Origin of the sequence: Candidatus Paralachnospira sp. LCP21S3_A2 (assembly GCF_052118925.1) — a bacterium.
In the GTDB taxonomy this organism is placed as follows: domain Bacteria; phylum Bacillota; class Clostridia; order Lachnospirales; family Lachnospiraceae; genus Lientehia.
On the sequence record NZ_JBQKGG010000001.1, the window covers coordinates 396,997 to 414,309 of the forward strand.

General features: G+C 48.7%; 15 protein-coding genes. All 15 read right to left on the reverse strand.

Annotated features, from left to right (window positions below; translation table 11 throughout):
• Positions 1–57 precede the first annotated feature (57 nt).
• On the reverse strand, positions 58–1,239 hold the full coding sequence (locus ACTQ3K_RS01770) for a MalY/PatB family protein (RefSeq protein WP_441565136.1): 1,182 nt from the start codon (positions 1,237–1,239) through the stop codon (positions 58–60).
• Positions 1,240–1,271: 32 nt separating this feature from the next.
• Entirely contained in the window at positions 1,272–2,420 is a 1,149-nt protein-coding gene (locus ACTQ3K_RS01775; protein ID WP_441565138.1) for a trans-sulfuration enzyme family protein, read from the reverse strand.
• A 234-nt stretch (positions 2,421–2,654) separates the two neighbouring features.
• Entirely contained in the window at positions 2,655–3,533 is an 879-nt protein-coding gene (locus ACTQ3K_RS01780; RefSeq protein ID WP_441565140.1) for a LysR family transcriptional regulator, read from the reverse strand.
• A gap of 459 nt (positions 3,534–3,992) precedes the next feature.
• Positions 3,993–5,102 carry a M24 family metallopeptidase gene (locus ACTQ3K_RS01785; protein WP_441565142.1) on the reverse strand — a complete coding sequence of 370 codons (1,110 nt, stop codon included), beginning with the start codon at positions 5,100–5,102 and terminating at the stop codon, positions 3,993–3,995.
• Positions 5,103–5,185: 83 nt separating this feature from the next.
• Entirely contained in the window at positions 5,186–6,460 is a 1,275-nt protein-coding gene (locus tag ACTQ3K_RS01790) for an ABC transporter permease subunit (protein WP_441565144.1), read from the reverse strand.
• Between the two features lie 2 nt (positions 6,461–6,462).
• On the reverse strand, positions 6,463–7,503 hold the full coding sequence (locus ACTQ3K_RS01795) for an ABC transporter permease subunit (protein ID WP_441565146.1): 1,041 nt from the start codon (positions 7,501–7,503) through the stop codon (positions 6,463–6,465).
• The gene (locus tag ACTQ3K_RS01800; protein ID WP_441565148.1) at positions 7,500–9,101 is read right to left on the reverse strand and encodes a sugar ABC transporter ATP-binding protein; all 1,602 of its coding nucleotides are present in this window, start codon (positions 9,099–9,101) and stop codon (positions 7,500–7,502) included. Before ACTQ3K_RS01800 ends, ACTQ3K_RS01795 begins: the two co-directional genes overlap by 4 nt.
• Positions 9,102–9,220: 119 nt before the next feature.
• Complete coding sequence (locus ACTQ3K_RS01805; RefSeq protein ID WP_441565150.1) at positions 9,221–10,438, reverse strand: DUF3798 domain-containing protein; 1,218 nt, start codon at positions 10,436–10,438, stop codon at positions 9,221–9,223.
• A gap of 209 nt (positions 10,439–10,647) precedes the next feature.
• Positions 10,648–11,400 carry a tRNA threonylcarbamoyladenosine dehydratase gene (locus tag ACTQ3K_RS01810; protein ID WP_441565152.1) on the reverse strand — a complete coding sequence of 251 codons (753 nt, stop codon included), beginning with the start codon at positions 11,398–11,400 and terminating at the stop codon, positions 10,648–10,650.
• A gap of 99 nt (positions 11,401–11,499) precedes the next feature.
• Positions 11,500–11,664 (reverse strand): hypothetical protein, encoded by a 165-nt coding sequence (locus ACTQ3K_RS01815; protein WP_441565154.1) that lies wholly within the window; start codon positions 11,662–11,664, stop codon positions 11,500–11,502.
• Positions 11,665–11,805: 141 nt separating this feature from the next.
• On the reverse strand, positions 11,806–12,939 hold the full coding sequence (locus ACTQ3K_RS01820; RefSeq protein ID WP_441565156.1) for a hypothetical protein: 1,134 nt from the start codon (positions 12,937–12,939) through the stop codon (positions 11,806–11,808).
• A 19-nt stretch (positions 12,940–12,958) separates the two neighbouring features.
• Positions 12,959–13,348: a hypothetical protein gene (locus ACTQ3K_RS01825; protein ID WP_441565158.1), complete on the reverse strand. Its 390-nt coding sequence runs from the start codon at positions 13,346–13,348 to the stop codon at positions 12,959–12,961.
• 717 nt (positions 13,349–14,065) lie between these two features.
• The gene (locus ACTQ3K_RS01830; protein ID WP_441565159.1) at positions 14,066–14,698 is read right to left on the reverse strand and encodes an SGNH/GDSL hydrolase family protein; all 633 of its coding nucleotides are present in this window, start codon (positions 14,696–14,698) and stop codon (positions 14,066–14,068) included.
• A 14-nt stretch (positions 14,699–14,712) separates the two neighbouring features.
• Positions 14,713–15,753: a LacI family DNA-binding transcriptional regulator gene (locus ACTQ3K_RS01835; protein WP_441565161.1), complete on the reverse strand. Its 1,041-nt coding sequence runs from the start codon at positions 15,751–15,753 to the stop codon at positions 14,713–14,715.
• 42 nt (positions 15,754–15,795) lie between these two features.
• The gene (locus ACTQ3K_RS01840; RefSeq protein WP_441565163.1) at positions 15,796–16,929 is read right to left on the reverse strand and encodes a hypothetical protein; all 1,134 of its coding nucleotides are present in this window, start codon (positions 16,927–16,929) and stop codon (positions 15,796–15,798) included.
• Positions 16,930–17,313: the final 384 nt, after the last annotated feature.

Here is a 17,313-nt window from a genome sequence, read left to right on the forward strand (position 1 = left end):
GATGACCCTGCGGCACGTTTCTTTTTCTCTCAGCAGAGAATCCTGCAGGCAGAATTCTTATTTATTTAAGCTGTCAACTGCTTTTTTTAATTTTCCGAAGGCTTTTTCCAGGGTGGATCTCTGGCAGGCAATATTAAACCGTTCAAAGCCCTCGCCGTCCACACCGAAAATGGCGCCGGAATCCAGCCACAGACCGGCTTTCTCGATGATCAGCTTCTCCAGCTCTGCTTCCGGAAGTCCCAGCGCCCGGAAGTCCAGCCATAACAGGTAGGTTCCTTCCGGCTCGATCATCCTGATCTGAGGTAGCTGCTCCTTTAAAAAGTTTCGGACAAAATCCCGGTTTCCGGCCAGATATTCCTTTAACTGAGTAAGCCATTCTTCACCGGTCTCATATGCCGCCTGGCAGCCCACCAGTCCCAGAGCATTGACCTGGCTGTAGCCTGCTGCCTCAATTTCCTTTAGGAACCTCTCCCGAAGCCCGTCATCGGGAATTAAAATGTTGGACACCTGCAGTCCCGCCAGATTGAACGTCTTGCTGGGAGCTGTGCAGAGCACACAATGCTTCGCGAACTCCGGTGACAGGGATGCAAAGACATGATGCTTATGACCGGGATATGTAAAATCATTATGGATCTCATCGCTGACCACGGTAACACCGTGCTTCATGCAGATCTCTCCGGCTTTTCGGAGCTCTTCCTCCGTCCAGACACGGCCCACCGGATTATGGGGGCTGCAAAGGAGAAAGAGCTTCACGTTCTCCTTTATAATCTTCTCCTCCAGATCCTCAAAATCCATTTCATAATGACCGTCCAGAAGCTTTAACGGGCTGTTGATGAGGCGGCGGTTGTTGGCACCGATCACCTCACTGAACGGATAGTAGACCGGCTGCTGGATCAGCACGCCATCCCCCTCGTTCGTATAAGCCTTTACCGCCATGGCAAGTGCAAATACCACACCGGGCGTTTTCACCAGCCACTGCGGCTCCAGCGTAAAATCAAAATGCTTCTGATACCAGCCGTTCAGTGCGTCAAAATAATCCTGCTTGCTGTCGCTGTATCCAAAAATCCCATGGGAAACCGCTTTCTGAAGGCGTTCGATGATTCCCGGAGCTGTCCGGAAATCCATATCAGCCACCCAGAGCGGCAGAATATCCGCCGGCTTCCCCCGCTCCACCGCAAAATCATATTTTAAGCAGCCGGTTCCATGACGATCCACCGGCGCATCAAAATCAAACTTCATCGGTTTTTCCTCCTGTATCATATGCTGTAGCTTTAACCATTGATCGCCTGATCCAGATCTTTGATCAGATCCTCACAATTCTCAATCCCCACTGACAGACGCAGGAATGTTTCTGTAATCCCCAGACGCTCTCTGGTTTCCACCGGCACATCACCGTGAGTCTGAAGCATGGGATACGTAATCAGGGATTCCACACCGCCAAGACTCTCTGCAAAGATGATGAGCTTCACCCGCTCCAGGATCCTTCTTGCTGTCTCCTCCGTATCAGTCGTAAAGGAAATCATACCGCCGAAACCGGTGGTCTGACGCCTGCTGACTTCATAGCTGGGATGATCGGGAAGTCCCACATAATAAACCTTTTTGATCTTCTTCTGGGATTCCAGCCAGGGCGCAATCTTCATGGCATTTTCCTGATGGCGCTCCATACGGACAGACAGGGTCTTGATTCCGCGGAGAATCAGAAAGCTGTCGAACGGTGACAGGCAGCCGCCTGTGGTCTTGTACAGGAAACGGACACGCTCGGCCAGCTCCGGTGTTTTCGTGCAGACAAACCCTGCGATGGTATCATTATGTCCGCCAAGATATTTTGTTCCGCTGTGAAGCACAATGTCAGCGCCCTCTTTGATCGGCTTCTGGAAATAAGGGCTTAAAAACGTATTATCCACGATCAGAAGCAGATGATACTGATCCGCCAGCTCCCGCATTTTTGCCAGATCCGTCACCTGCATGGTAGGATTGCTGGGCGTCTCGATATAAAGTGCTTTTGTATTTTTCCTGATGGCTTTCTCAACGGCATCTGCATCTGCCGTATTGATATAGGAAAATTCCATGCCGCGGCGCTCGCCGACTTCTTTGAACACACGGACAGAACCGCCGTAAAGATCCTCCGTACAGATAACATGCGAACCGCTGTCAAACAGCTCCAGGCAAAGAGAGATTGCCGCCATGCCGGACGCACAGGCTACCGTATCCTCCGCACCCTCCAGTGCAGACACGACGGTTTCCAGCTCCGTTCTGGTTGGGTTACTCTGTCTTGTATAGTCATAACCGGTGGACTCTCCGATTCCACGATGAGCAAAGGTTGCCGTCTGGTAGATCGGCACACTGACAGACCCGTAGGAATGTTCCCCTACAAGATCCGTTACACCATGACAACAAAGAGTATCATCCCAATAATTCATAATTCCTGTCCTCGATTCTTTTGTTTTTGCAATAAGCCTGCATATTTTTGTTTTTGCAATAAGTCCGCATATAATTCATAGCTGATTAGTAGGATTATAGCACCTGTTTTCTTTCTCTGTCAACCAAGAACAAACATTTGCTTCTTTTGCGGCTCCACCCAGGCCAGCCAACCGGCACATACATAAGTTGCCTCTGGCTGGTCTGGGCAGTGGATCCGCAAACACACACATATCTTACTGTTCTTGAATATAAGCAAGGAACTCAGCCGCTGCTTTTGGAAGCTGGCGGTTTTTATTCCAGATCAGAATATAGGTGGCTTCCACCTCCGGATTGACGATCCGCCGCACCACGCTTCTCCTGCGGATTCCGATCCGCCCCACCGATGCGGGGAAAATGGCAATCCCAAGCCCCTGCTCTGTCAGCTCATAGGCATTGATCATGCTGGCGATCCGGCACCGTACCGTCGGATGCAGTCCGATGGTGGCAAACCAGCCCTCGATTTCCTGAAGCCTGGATTTGCGGGACGGAATGATCAGCTCGTAGGGCGCCAGGGCTCCCAGCTCTACCTCGTCTCCGGTACTCTCTGCCAATGGGTGATCCGGCGGAAGCACTGCCACCCACGGCTCACGGTAGACTGGAAGCGCCTCGACACCCTCGGCATTATGGGGCTCTGTGATGATGGCAAGATCACATAAACCTTTCATGATCCGATTTACCACATCGTCTGAATTACCATTCCAGAGATTGTATCCCACATGGGGATTTTTCTTATGAAATCCGGCCATCCACTGAGCAAACAGATGGGGACCATATCCCTCCACCGTAGCAAGATCGATCGTTCCGGTCAGTCCCTGCTCCAGCTCCCGCACATCGGCTGCCGCCCGGTCCACCAGCTCCAGCACCTGAACGGCATACTGGCGGAATACTTCGCCTTCCTCCGTCAGATGCAGTGCATGGGGCTTCCGAAGAAACAGCTTTACGCCAAGCTCCTCCTCCAGGGCCTGGATCTGGCGGCTCAGAGGCGGCTGGGCAATGCAGAGCTTTTCTGCCGCTCTGGTAAAATTCAGTTCATCCGCCACCGTAAGAAAATAGCGGATATGACGCAGCTCCATAGGCTTCTCTCCTTTCCGTTTCTACTTCTGACTTTCTTCTGTTTTACAGAAGCTGCAGCACATAACACTTTGTTTTTTATCCATTTTATGTTATTACCGGATGTTTTTCAATACCTTTAAGGTATTGTTTCTCATTCATTATATGTATTTCACATTTTCTCCCCGCTGCGCTATACTTAAGCCATCAAGAGAAAACAGAAACCAAAAACGGAACGGGCCCTGTTTCAGACAATCTTAACTGTTAAAAGGAGGAATTATCATGAAGAAGATGTTAGAAAAGTTAGACGTGTTCTTAGAAGAATATTATGCAAGTTTCTCCGTAGGTCTGGATAAATAACCGCCCGGACACGAAACAGACATATTCTCATCTCATGTTGTGATAATATTAGAATTGGATCGAAAAAGGACGCTGAAAGGCGTCCTTTTTCGATGCTCTCTTATTTCACAGGAAAGTCCGTCCTATTTGATCACCGTTAATTCCTTCGGCAGCTTATGGAGCACGGTCGTTGTTCCGTCCAGCTCGATCATGACCTGATCCTCGATCCGGACACCAAACTCACCGGGAAGATAAATACCCGGTTCACAGGAGAATGCCATGCCGGGGCGGATCTCAGTTAACTCGCCCTCTCCGGCGGAGGGGCCTTCGTGGCAGTCAATGCCGATCCCGTGGCCGGTGCGGTGGATAAAGTAATCGCCGTAGCCTGCCTTTGTGATCACAGCACGGGCTGCGCGGTCCACATCCTGAAGCGCGTTTCCGGCCTTCGCCGCCTCCTCACCTGCCAGGTTTGCTTCCAGAACGATATGATAGACCTCCTTGAACTTGTCAGAGGGTTCGCCGAAATGATACGTTCTCGTCATGTCAGTGTTATAATTTTTGTAGGTTCCTCCGAAGTCGATCAGGAGACATTTTCCCATTTCAATGACCGTATCACCGGGGTTATGATGAGGAACTGCCGCGTTTGCACCGACCGCAGCCATTCCGCCGCAATCCGGAATTCCAAGACAGGTCATCTCATAAACCAGCTGTGCCCGGAACTCGGACTCCGTCTTTCCGATCCAGTAGGTTCCCCGGTCCATGCACTTTTTCAGAGCAATGTCAGCACGCTTCGTTGCCTCCCGCATCAGCTCCAGCTCCGTGCTGTCCTTGTAGATTCGAAGCGGCTGAACCAGAGGGCTTCCGTTTACCAGCCTTGCCTCGGGATAAAGATCCTTTAACTGAATGGTAAAAAGCGCCGGCATCGCTGAATCTACCGCAATCGTATCGGTTTTAATCCCGCGGGCCGAAAGCTCTTTCTTTAATAATGCAAAGGGATTATCCCCATCCGGCCAGTAGGTGAACTCCTCCACCGGAGTCTCTGTCACCTGAAGCTCATAAAGAATATTTGCAATGATGAACGGCTCATGGCCCGGTGCCAGCACCAGTGCCAGAAAGCGCTCATCTCCGTGGATTGAATAGCCGCAGAGATATTTCATATCCGAGGACGGTGTCACAAGGAAACAGTCGATTCCCTCTTTTTTCAGGATCTCCTCCATTCTTGCGGCACGGGAAGAATATACCGATGCTTTCATAATCGTTACCACCTTTCTTTTCAACCGGCCTGTCTGCTCTCTTCTGCGGAGCAGACAGGCCATCATTCACTGCTGTTTTCCGGTCAATTCCTGCTTTTCCTGCCTTTTGTCTGCTGAACCGCATTCATGGCAAGTGCCACAAAAATGATTCCGTAGGCCAGGAATACACGGAAGTATTCACCGATCTGGCTGTCCGCGAACAGTGCTGTTCCTACCTGAGGAGACACCGCAAACATGGCATGGAATAAAATGATTCCGAGGATTGCATTTTTATTGGAGGCTCTGGTAACCGATGCACCGCCTACCAGGAGCGCTGCAACCGCGAGAAGCGCGATCTGCTCATGAGCGGAATACGTATTCATGGTTCCGATATCCTGAAGACGGATGATCTGGCCCCAGGCTGCAAACACCGTAGAAAAGATCATGGCGATGATTCTGGTCTTATCCACATTGATGCCGGAAACCATGGCTACCTGCTGGTTTAAGCCAACCGCCCGGAAATCATGCCCCAGCTTCGTTTTAAAGATCCAGGTATTAAACAGGCATAACAGCAGAATGCACACCAGTGCCGAAACCGGAAACGTTACTGCCAGCATGACTCTCCCTGCTGATGCGCTAAACCAGGAAAGATAGATCAGCACCAGCGCCGCCAGAAGCACAAAACCGCTTTTTGCCCAGAAGGTCTTCTGAATGGCTTCGCCGTTCTTTTTGTTCCGAAGAAGCGCCCGGATCACAAAAGCGATCACGAAAACAATCATGACTCCTGCTGCCACCAGAACAAAATCTGCCAGGTTCATATTCCAGACATTGGTCAGGGAATACTTAAAGGTTCCCTCAAAGCCCAGGGAACTCTTGATTCCGATTCCGGAATCATTCATCATGTCCTTGTTGGGAAAAGGGATCACCGTTCCGATGAGGATCAGATAAATAAACTGATAAATACCATTTGCCAGATAACCAAGGATCATGGAGGTGATCATCTCATTTCCTTTGGTCTTATTGAGCACCTTGCCCACCAGAAATCCGAACAGGATCGCCAGAGGCGTACTGATAAGTATGCTTACCAGGAACGACGGAAAGCCTGTGATTCCAAAGCCAACCGTATGTATGATCGCCATCTGCCCTGCCATGGCTCCGATCACAATACTGAAGTTTAATCCGAGGCCTGCCGCCACCGGAATGATCAGTGCCAGTACCTGGAAGGTATTACGGCAGAACCGGGACGCGATCTCCTGTAAGAATACAGAAGGAGCCACACCGGACACCACATAAAACACCGCTGCCAACACCACAAAAAACAGAATGACCTGATTCTTTTTCAGTGCAGCCACGACTGTTAATTTCTTTTTCTGTTCCATGACTACACCTCCCGTCTGATTTTCGTCAGTGCATAGACGATGATTCCGTTGCTTACAATGATCCGGACGATTTCTGCCAGATTGCTGTCCGGTGCAAGGGCATTCGCTACCGGTGTGGACGTTGCCAGAATTCCGTTAAAGAGCAGGCTTCCAAGAATCACGTTTCCGATGGACGCCTTTCTTGTGGTCGCACCTCCGATAAGCACGGCCGCCACAGCCAGGAAGCTCATCTTGAGGGGCGCCGTATAAAGCTGCAGAAATCCGTAGCTCTGGGCATAGAATAAAATTCCGATGGCACTGAGCACCGTGGAAAGCACCGTTCCAAGGATCCGGTTCTTATTAACATTGATATCCAGTGACTGAGCAAACCGGGGATTCTCCCCCGCCACCTGCATCAGTCTTCCGGTCCGGCTGTTCAGGAATAAACGAAGCACCACACAGAACGCCGCGCAGACCAGCATAAATCCAAGAGGCACCGTCACACCACCGATCTTCACCGCCAGGAAATTGTTGAGCAGATGGCCAAACGTCGCGGAAAGCTCCACATTGACCCGGACGCCGCCGCCCATGGCAAGACGCAGGGTATCATTGGTGATGGGAAGGAAGATCCAGACAATGCACATGAGGGATACAAAGGCAAATCCCACATAGGTCGCGATCATCATCTCCGAGCCTTTGATGTAATTTAACAGTTTTCCGTAAATGGTTCCGATGATCACCGCAAATGCACTGCCGAGCACAGCTGCCATCAGGAGGCTGGGAACTCCCGTAAAACCGAATTCAATGGACAGCACGCCGCCGAGAAGGCCGCAGCAGATTCCCAGGGTCGAAGCAAAGTTTAATCCGCACCCGGAAAGAACACTGGGCACCATGGCAAGCACCAGCACGAAATTCATGCACCAGCGGGTCATGACATCGGAGATCGTCGCCTTAAACGACAGATTCATCACAAAGGTGATCACCAGAAGCGCGATAAAAAACAGAGAAATAATCAGTCTTGCGGACCCGAACTGCTTCAGACCCTTTTTTATTTTTTCCGTCATCTTCCAGCCTCCTTTCTCTGTTTAGACTGATAGCCCATCATGCACAGACCGTAATCGGTATCTGAGGCATCCGGCTTTAAGATTCCTTCCACCTGGCCGTCAAACACCACCGCGATCCGGTCACAGACAGACCGAAGCTCCGCCAGCTCCGAGGAGGTAATGATGACCGTCACGCCCTTTTCCCGGTTTAACTTCACCAGATAGTCCAAAAGCAGCTTTTTTGCACCGATATCAATGCCTCTGGTAGGCTCCGATACCATTAAGATCTCCGGCTCCAGCGTCAAAGCTCTTGCCACACAGACCTTCTGCTGGTTGCCGCCGGAAAGCCGCCTGGTATACTGAGCCGGTCCGGTGCAGCGGATATCCAGTGTCCGGATCATCTCATTGGCATGAGCACGGATCCTCTTTTTATCGGACTGTCCGAACACGCCGAGCCGCTTCACGAACTTCTTATCCACCTTCATGGCCGCAACCGCAATATTATCCTCGATGGAGCTGTCCAGAAGCAGGCCCATACCACGACGGTCCTCCGAAACAAACGCACATTTTTTCTTTAATATGGTCTGAGGCGTCCGTTTTTCGATTTTCTCTCCGTTGATAACCAGTTCGCCCTCTGACGGATAAATCCCCATGATCCCATTGGCAATGGAGATCTTTCCCTGACCGGCCAGTCCGGCAAGCCCCAGGATTTCTCCTTTATAAACCGTCAGATCAATATCCTTTGTCTGCTCGCCGGGCATATCCACCTTAAAATGCTTTAACTCCAGTGCAGGAGGACACTCCGGATCCGGTTTGAATTCCCGGCGCATGGCCGATGCTTCCATTTTCCGTCCGATCATCATCTCGGCGATCCTGGTGGTATCGGTCTCCGACGACGGCATGGAATCCACCAGCTCACCGTCACGGAATATGGTAACCTGATCCGCCACCTCCATAACCTCGTCCAGACGATGGGTGATAAAGATGATGGCGATTCCCTCTGCCGCAAGCTTCTTCATGATCTTTAATAAAACTGCCGCTTCGCTCTCGGTCAGCACTGCGGTAGGCTCATCAAACACCAGAAGACGCACCTGATTTTTATCGATCTCTCTGGAGATCTCCACAAACTGCTTATATCCAACCGGCAGGTTCTCCACCAGGGTGTTTTCATCAATATCCATGCCGACCCGCTCCAGTGCGGTTCTGGCGTCCCGTCCCATCTGGTCAAAATCAATGACAGAAAGGTATTTTCCACCGATTTTTCCCATCAGGTTTTTTTTCAGCGGTTCACGGTTCAGCTTGATATTTTCCGCGATCGTAAAGCCGGGGATCATCATAAATTCCTGATGTACCATGCCGATCCCGACCTCCATGGCCTTCAGCGGAGAATCGATTTTTACCGGTTTTCCCTCCCAGAGGATCTCCCCCTCGAATCCTCCGCTGCTCTGGATCACCGGCATTCCGAACAGAATATTCATCAGCGTGGATTTTCCTGCACCGTTTTCTCCCAGAAGCGCATGAATCTCATGCGGCTTCACGGAGAGCTCCATATCCTTCAGTACCGTGTTTTCCCCGTACTTTTTCGTGATATGCTTCATTTCCAGCAAATATGTACCCATAAGCGTTTCAGCTCCTTTATTGTTTTAAGCCTTACGTTTGACACCGGACTGTTTTCTCCGGCTGTCTATAAAAATGCAGTACAGCCCGAAGACTGTACTGCACATTCATGCCTTATGCTTTACAGCATTGCCCACGGCCCGAGTACCAGAGCGAAATTGTCATACTTCTTTCCATTGACATCATAGGTTGTGAAGCTGATTCCCTCTGAACCGCCGGTTGCGGTCTTGAATGCTTCCTCAAGGGCTGCCATATCAACCTTACCGTCGGTCTCTCCGGTCAGATACAGCTTTGCGTACTCAACTGCAGTGTTCATTTCCATGACTACCGTAGGGATCTCACGGGTAGAGAACCGTCCGTTGTCGCCTGTTTCCTTTAACTTATCCTGAAGTGCACCGATCATCCACTCATAATCGCTGGTCTTATCCTCCGGAACAGAAAGTCCCAGTGCTTCCGGATAGCCGCAGAACGGGGAGGACTGGCTGGGATTCATATAAATTCCCTTGCCTGCCTTGTAAAGTGCCTGGATAACAGCCGGTGTAGACATGGTATTGGTATCAAAGAATGCGGTCTTCTCACCGTAGGTCTCCAGCTCCTTCGGAACATCCTCAACGATGAACTGCTGAGTTCCTGCGGTTCCTGCATCAGACTGAGGATCCGGAATGGTCACACGAACGAATTCCATGCCCAGCTCCTTGGCCTTCGCCTCACACTGATTTCCCTGATAAGCAACCTTCTCATAACCCTGATGTCTGGGGAAAGAGTAGTACACGATGGTTTCTGCGCCCATTTCCTTTGCACGCTCTGCCATCTGATTTCCTGCGGAATAGTTGTCATAGTCAATGCAGATATCGGCTGCTGCACAAGCTACATCCGGATCTTCATTCGGGCCGCCGTTGATATAAAGAATATCAGGACGGGTCTCCTTTGCCTTTGCAATCGCCGCACTGGCTCCGGGAACACCCTGAACAAAGATCACAACCTTGATCTCAGGATCGGATACGAGGGACAGCATGTTGGAGATGGTTGTCTCCTCCTCGCTCATGAAGTTATCGGGATACGTCTGGATCACGACCTCATCAGCCCCCAGCTTCTTCTGCCAGGACTCTGCGGTCCGGTACTCTTCCTCACTGATAGCTACAGTCCCGACCATCAGACCGATTTTTCCGCCGGCAGCCTCTTCCTTTACGCTCGTCTCGCCCTCTGCCTTTGTCTCTGCGGTCTTGGTCTCTGCCGCCTTGGTTGTCTCCTTTGTCGCCGCTCTGCCGCAGCCGGCAAGAGAAAGCGCCATGACGGAAGCCAGGGCTGCCGCCATCAGTTTCATTCCACCTTTTTTCATAGTCATTTCCTCCTGTCTCGTCAAATCCGTCAACTACATTTCAGTCATTTTCCTCGACTCATTCCTATATTTTACACGAAATATAGAAGATTAGCAAGTTGAATATTCGGAAAATTTCTTTTTACTTCTCTTTATATAAATACAGCTAAAATCTTTACACTGTCTTAACAGTTATTTAGATTTTTTGAGCAATTACTGCTTTATGCCTCTTATTTTGTCAAATCCTTAATCACCTCTCCGGCAATGATAAGCCCCGCCACCGACGGCACAAATGCCACACTGCCCGGAATATCCCGCCGCTCCGTGCATTTATGCTGTGCTCCCGGCGAACAGATGCAGTGCGTCCGGCAGCTGATGCTCATGTCCTCCAGAGGCCTTACGGGCTTTTCTGTGGAATATACCACCTTTAGCTTCTTTACACCGCGTTTTTTCAGCTCCCGGCGCATGACCTTGGCAAGCGGACACATAGTCGTTTTATAGATGTCTGCCACCCGGAAGCTGGTGGGGTCCAGATGGTTTCCTGCTCCCATGGAGCTGATGACCGGCACACCTGCCGCCCTGGCCCGCATGATGATCTCCAGCTTCGCCGTCACTGTATCCACCGCATCTACCACATAGGAATATTCTCCGAAGTCGAATTCATCGGCATTCTCCGGAAGGAAGAAGCACTGGCGAAGCTCCACCCGGGCCTCCGGATTGATCTCCAGGATCCGTTCCTTCATGACTTCGGTTTTATATTTTCCGACAGTTTTTCTCGTTGCAATGATCTGGCGGTTCAGATTGGTTAAACAGACCTTATCATCATCAATAAGAACAAACGCTCCGACACCGCTTCGCACCAGTGCCTCCACCACATATCCTCCGACGCCGCCGATCCCGAACACTGCCACCCTGGCGTTTTTAAGCTTCTCCATATTTTCCGCTCCGAATAAGAGCTGGGTTCTTGAAAACTGATTCAGCACAAACCATTCCTGCCTTTCTTTTTTTAATCCTTTCCATTATACCCGCCATTTCGGCTGACTGACAAGTCTTTCTGTGCAGAACCTGCTTTTGCAGAACGATTATCCCGGATACAGAACCTGCAAAAGCTTTTCCACAATCTCAGTCACCGCCTGCTTATCCAGCTGATTCTGGATATCGATCTTGTTTACATTGCGGTCGTCATCATAATCTGCAAGGATCCGTCCAATCACATCTCTTACTTCGATTTCCGCTGTCTGTTTCATTTCTGTTCCTTTTCGTGAACATTCTCTGCCTTACAGCTGCGTCCATGCGTTTTGCAGGAATTCTGTTCGATTACATAAAAGCTGCCGAAAAACAGAGCTCGACTCCATTTTCCGACAGCTTTCCTTACTTCCTGTGAAGCATTATGATTTCACCCCACTGATGGTTTTCCCATGATCAGAAACTGCCTTTATGATCGTATAGGCAATCTCCTCGATCTTCGCACCAGTATCTTCATCCTTCTCCCCATGGAGCCATTTCCCAATCTGCTCCTTCAGATATCCATCTGCATACTCTGCAAACGAGGTCAGACACTTTTCCAGAAATCCGCCCGGAGTTGCATGATTTTTGGTATCCTTCATGAGCTCCTCTCTGGGCTTTAACTGTGCCTCCATGAGATACGTTTCAATGCTTCCGCAAAGCATCCGGTCCGCATCCGCCAGAGGGATCTTTTCCTCCGCGGCAAACCGAAGAGCCCCCGCTCTCCAGGACCGCAAAAGCACATCCATAAACTCCGCCAGGTTTTCATCGATTCCACCCTTCTCATATGGAATCACTTCCACCGACGGGTCATTAAAGTATGTTCGGAATACGGTTCGGAAGGCACTTCCGGATACGGTAAGCGGAACCCGTTTTCCACACGCTGCCGTCACATCCTCTATCAGATAATTCACCTCAAACATCAGATGACTGGACGAATGCAGCGACAGGAACGGAATTGCCTTGTCCGCATCAACCGTAACCACGGTACCACTGGGAATCATGAACTCCAGTGCCCGCTTCTTTTTCTCCGCCGGCCATTCCCTCCGGGGATCAAAAGAAATAAATGCAACGCCAACACCGGACACATCCTTCCCGGCAATCTGATCGATCTCATTGGGGAGCAGATTTGCACAATTCACATCCCCGCCGAGAACGTCATAATAGTAATCCACCGTAGGATCCGGTGCAAGGGAATACAGATCCGGAAGCACTTCCCTCTTCTCTCTTAACATCTCATAATAAGGTGCCAGCGTCTTTTCCGTCATCTCCGCGATCTGATGGGGTCTTACTGCCAGAATGATAATGTCCGGCCGCTGCTCTTCCAGAGTCTCCCGCACCCTTCCGACGATCACCGGAAACGGACATTGTGCCTGCTTCTCCGCCAGGCCTCTGTCACTGCCCTTGATCCCGACCACATTCGTGCTGAGAGCATCCCCTAAAAGCCGCCTGTAACAGGGCATGAGAAAGGTTGCAATAAACCCCATTCCGATAATTACAATCTTTTCTTTTTTCATGTTTTTCCCCTGTTATCTCTTACTTATTTGCAGAAATCTCGGTCACTGCCTTGAATGCACTTGCATCCTTGTCATACTTCAGCCAAACGGTAGGACGATCTGCATCACCATCTACGAATGTCAGTGTTCCAAGTGCGGTTTCCTGCTCACCGTCTCTTAAGTAAGCGCGAAGAGTTTCCTTATCATCGGGACCAAACTGGTCAATTGCCTTGCAGAAACGATCCGCTGCACAGTAAGCAAGAATAAACTGATTCATAGCTGCACCAAAAAGACCGGTTACAACCATTTCCGCAATCAGTGAGAGCGGATACGGCAATGCCATAAATGAATACATGGTCAGCACCAGATACCCTGCCATCACATAAAAGGAACCATGTGCAAAGTTTACCAATTCCAGCACACTGTACACAATGGAAATCCTACTGTTACCAGCGAGTATGTTGCTCCGATGGTAATTCCGTTAAATAACTGCTGAAAAAACACTCGCTCCTCCTCCTTACATTTCAAATATAATCCTTTTGATCCAAGTTATTTCAATGACATCGATTTCATATCTTTTTCTTCTGCCTTTTCGCTGCTCCTTTCTCTTTTTCCTCTCTTTTCCCTTTCTGCTTGTGTTTGTGCAAGTATTATAAATCAATTTTGGTTTATTGTTTTACGCTTGAATATTATGCACAAACAAATTCACCTGATTTATGTTTCCATTATAATGGTATCGTTATCATACGTCAATATCCTTTTCTTTTTTTGTAATTATTCACCAATTTTTTGTTCTGTTTTTAACAATTTGCCCTGTTTATTTCGTCATTTTTCCCCTCTTCTCCTGAGTCTTTAGCTATTTTAGTCTTTTTATTCACTTTTTACTTTTTACTCTCTTAATAGTAAAAAGTAATTCACTAAATTTTAGTTGTGTTTTCTTATCGCATTGTTATTTTTTATCTTATGAATTATGATAACGTTATCATAGTATCTTTTTCTCATTCGCCGTTCTGTTTTTGGGTTTCTATTTCACAGGGCCTACGTTCCTGTAAAATAACAAAAAAACGGAGCTTCTGAAAACGAAACCGTTCCGGTTCCGTTTTTCAGTACTCCGTTTTTCAGTATTTCCTCCTGCAGATAACGCCCTTTAACCCAGAAGCTCTGTCACCTTTTTCGTAAATTCTTCCGCCAGCTTCTGATGCCCCTGCGGCAGAAGATGCAGGCCATCCCCTCCAAGATCTTCTTCTGTAAGGACCTCCTGTGCATTAAAAAACGCACACCCTAATTCCCTGGCGATATCTTTGTACTTCATCGGCAGTTCCCGGATTTTCCGGCAGGACTCTGCATCAAACGAAATATTGTCCGGTGCTGTACGAAGCGGCGCCGGTGCTGCAATCAGAATTTTCGGCAGCTCATAATATTCTGTCGGATAGTAAAAGCGCAGTTTTTTTATAAGATTTTTCATTCCATTGGCAATCTCTCCGGAAGAAACCTGATATCTGCACTTCGTGTCATTTGTTCCAAGCATAACAATTACCAGATCAAACGGCGCATGAGTCATAATACAGGGCGCCACATAATCCAGTCCGTTGCGATAAGGCTCCAGGTAATCCTGAAATGCGGTCGTACGTCCATTCAGCCCCTCTTCAATTACATGATAGTCTTTTCCCAGTTTTTGAGCCATAAGTCCGGGCCAGCGAACCGACCTGCCATAGCGGGTACGCTCCACCGGAACAAATCCCCATGTATTGGAATCTCCAAAGCATAAAATAGTTTTCATCACAATCCCTCCCTTTATTTCTCACCACGGCAGCTCGCTGTGGATTCTCTTATGATCAGCTCCGGTTCCATTTTTACATTTTCCACCTGATATCTGTCCTTCATTTCGATTTCCTGGATGATCATCCTAACTGCTTTTTCAGCCATAGCTTTTCTCGGCTGTGCAATGGTCGTCAGCGGCGGATACACCATATCGGTAAGTGCCATATTGTCCATGCCAACCACCGAAATATCCTCAGGAACCCGTATTCCGAAATTTTTCAATTCTTTTATGATCCCCAGCGCGATCAGGTCATTATGGGCCCAGATCGCCGTAGGAATCTGTCCCTGTGATCTTCCATTGATCAGCTTATGAACCGCCTCCTGTCCGCTGATTTTGCCGGGAACCTGATAGTTAAAATCACATTCAATAATGTCCCTTTGTTGAATTCCAATCTGATGCGCTGACAGGCCGTCCCGGAATCCACAAAACCGCTCTCTTAAATATTCCATTCCCTGCGGTCCTATCGTACAGGCCACATGCCTGTGTCCAAGCTTCGCAAAATATTCCGCCACCATGTATCCGGCCCGATAATTATCAAACTGAACCGTTCCCATCTGATGATTACTGAAGCTATGCCCGTACAATACCATAGGAACGGTTGTATATTCTCTCAGGGTACTGTATATGTTCTGCACATCGATCACCGGCTGTATGATAATTCCGTCCACACTTCTTCTTTGAAATCCATCAATCAGCATCCTGCCCCGGTTACAATCATTCCGATGCAGTCCGATCAGCACGCTGTACCCTCTCTCCTCACTGGCAGCTTCAACATACTGTGCAATCTCCGCGTATGCTTCATGACCCAGCTCCGGAAGAATCAGGCCAAGCAGCCGGCTGTTCTTTACCCGCAGGCCATATGCGACAAGATTCGGCTTGTAATTCAACATTTTAATTGCATGATTAACCTTTTCTCTGGTTGCATGATCAACCAGTGAACTCTCATTTACAACTCTGGAAACCGTTGAAACCGATACTCCGGCCAGCCTCGCCACATCTTTCAGTGTTGCCATTTTCTCTCCTTCTTCATTTTCTCTCCTTCTTCATTATCCCCTTCACTTGATTCCGCTCACCGTCTCTCCATGATCTGAAATGGTTTTTGCCACGAAAAATCCAAGTTCTTCTATTTTTTCCCGGATTCCGGGATCTTTGTCTCCATTCATCCATCGATCCATCTGAGCTTCTATATACGCATACCCTTCCTTCTGAAATGCAATCATACACATTTCAAGATATCCGCCCGGTGTCGCATGATTCTTCGTATCCTGAAGCAATACCTCCTTCGGCTCCAGCTGTGCCTCCATATGGATCACCTCAATGCTGCCGCCTACCATCCGTTCTGCCGCTTCCTCCGGAATCTCCACACTGCGCGCAAACCGAAGAACTCCCTGATACCAGGATCGCTCTGCCAGCTCCATAAATTCCTTCAACGTTTCATCGGAAACCGCATTCTCACTGCAGGGCAGCACCTCCACGCAGGGATCATGAAAATATTTATGCCATAATGCACGGTATGCAGAGGCCGTCTGTTCCAGTGTCAGAACCATCCCATGCTTTTTCGCCACATCCTGGGCGATATAATTAAACTCGAACATCAGATGGCAGGCAACCTGCAGCGCTAAAAACGAATTTGCCTTATTCCCGGCAATCTCAATCACGGTTCCCGTTGGCGTTAAAAACTCCAGTGCCCTCTTTTTCCTGTCCTCCGGCCAGATTCTTCTGGGATCAAACGCTGCAAACGACACTCCTGTCTGCGATACATCATGGCCTTCAATCATACTCATCATATTAGGGAGCAGATTTGCTGCATTGACATCCTCTCCAAGCGTATCATAGTAATAGCTTACCGGTGGATTCGGTGCAAAGGAATACAGATCCGGAAGTTCTTCCCCCTGTTTCCGGAGCATTTCGTAATAAGGCTTCAGCGTTCCCTCTGTCATTTCTGCAATCTGATTTGGTTTCACTGCCAGAATAATCAGATCCGGTCTTTTGGCCTCCAGTGCTTCACGAACCCCTCCTGCCTGGACCGGGAATGGGCATTCTGCCTGTTTTTCCTTTAATCCCCGCTCACTTCCCTTGATACCGACCACATGGGTGCTGATGGAATCTCCAAGAAGCTTTTTGTAGCAGGGCATCACATAGGTTGCTAAAAATCCCATCCCGATTATTACAATATTCTCTTTTTTCATTTTAATAGCCTCTCTCTTAATTTGCTTTATATTTTTATGCTAAATTGGGAAAATAGAGAATTTCAGATTCTTTAATAGATATAAAAAGAAAGCAAATGTATTATCATCATCTGCTCAGAAACGTATATGAAATCGACTTGCTACTATTATAAGCTATCTTGATCATTTTATCAAGTTAAATCCACTAAATTTACAAGATAGATGATTTTCTCTGATTTTCTGTTTCACAGGACGAACTTTCCTGTAAAATAAAAAATCCTACAAACAGAATTCAGCCGGCTGACGTTCCCTGCTCTTATGGGGATTGGTCAGCCGACTGAATTCGGGACTCAAACATATAACCGCATTTCTGTTTTTTTATGTGCAGTCCTGCACCTGACAGTT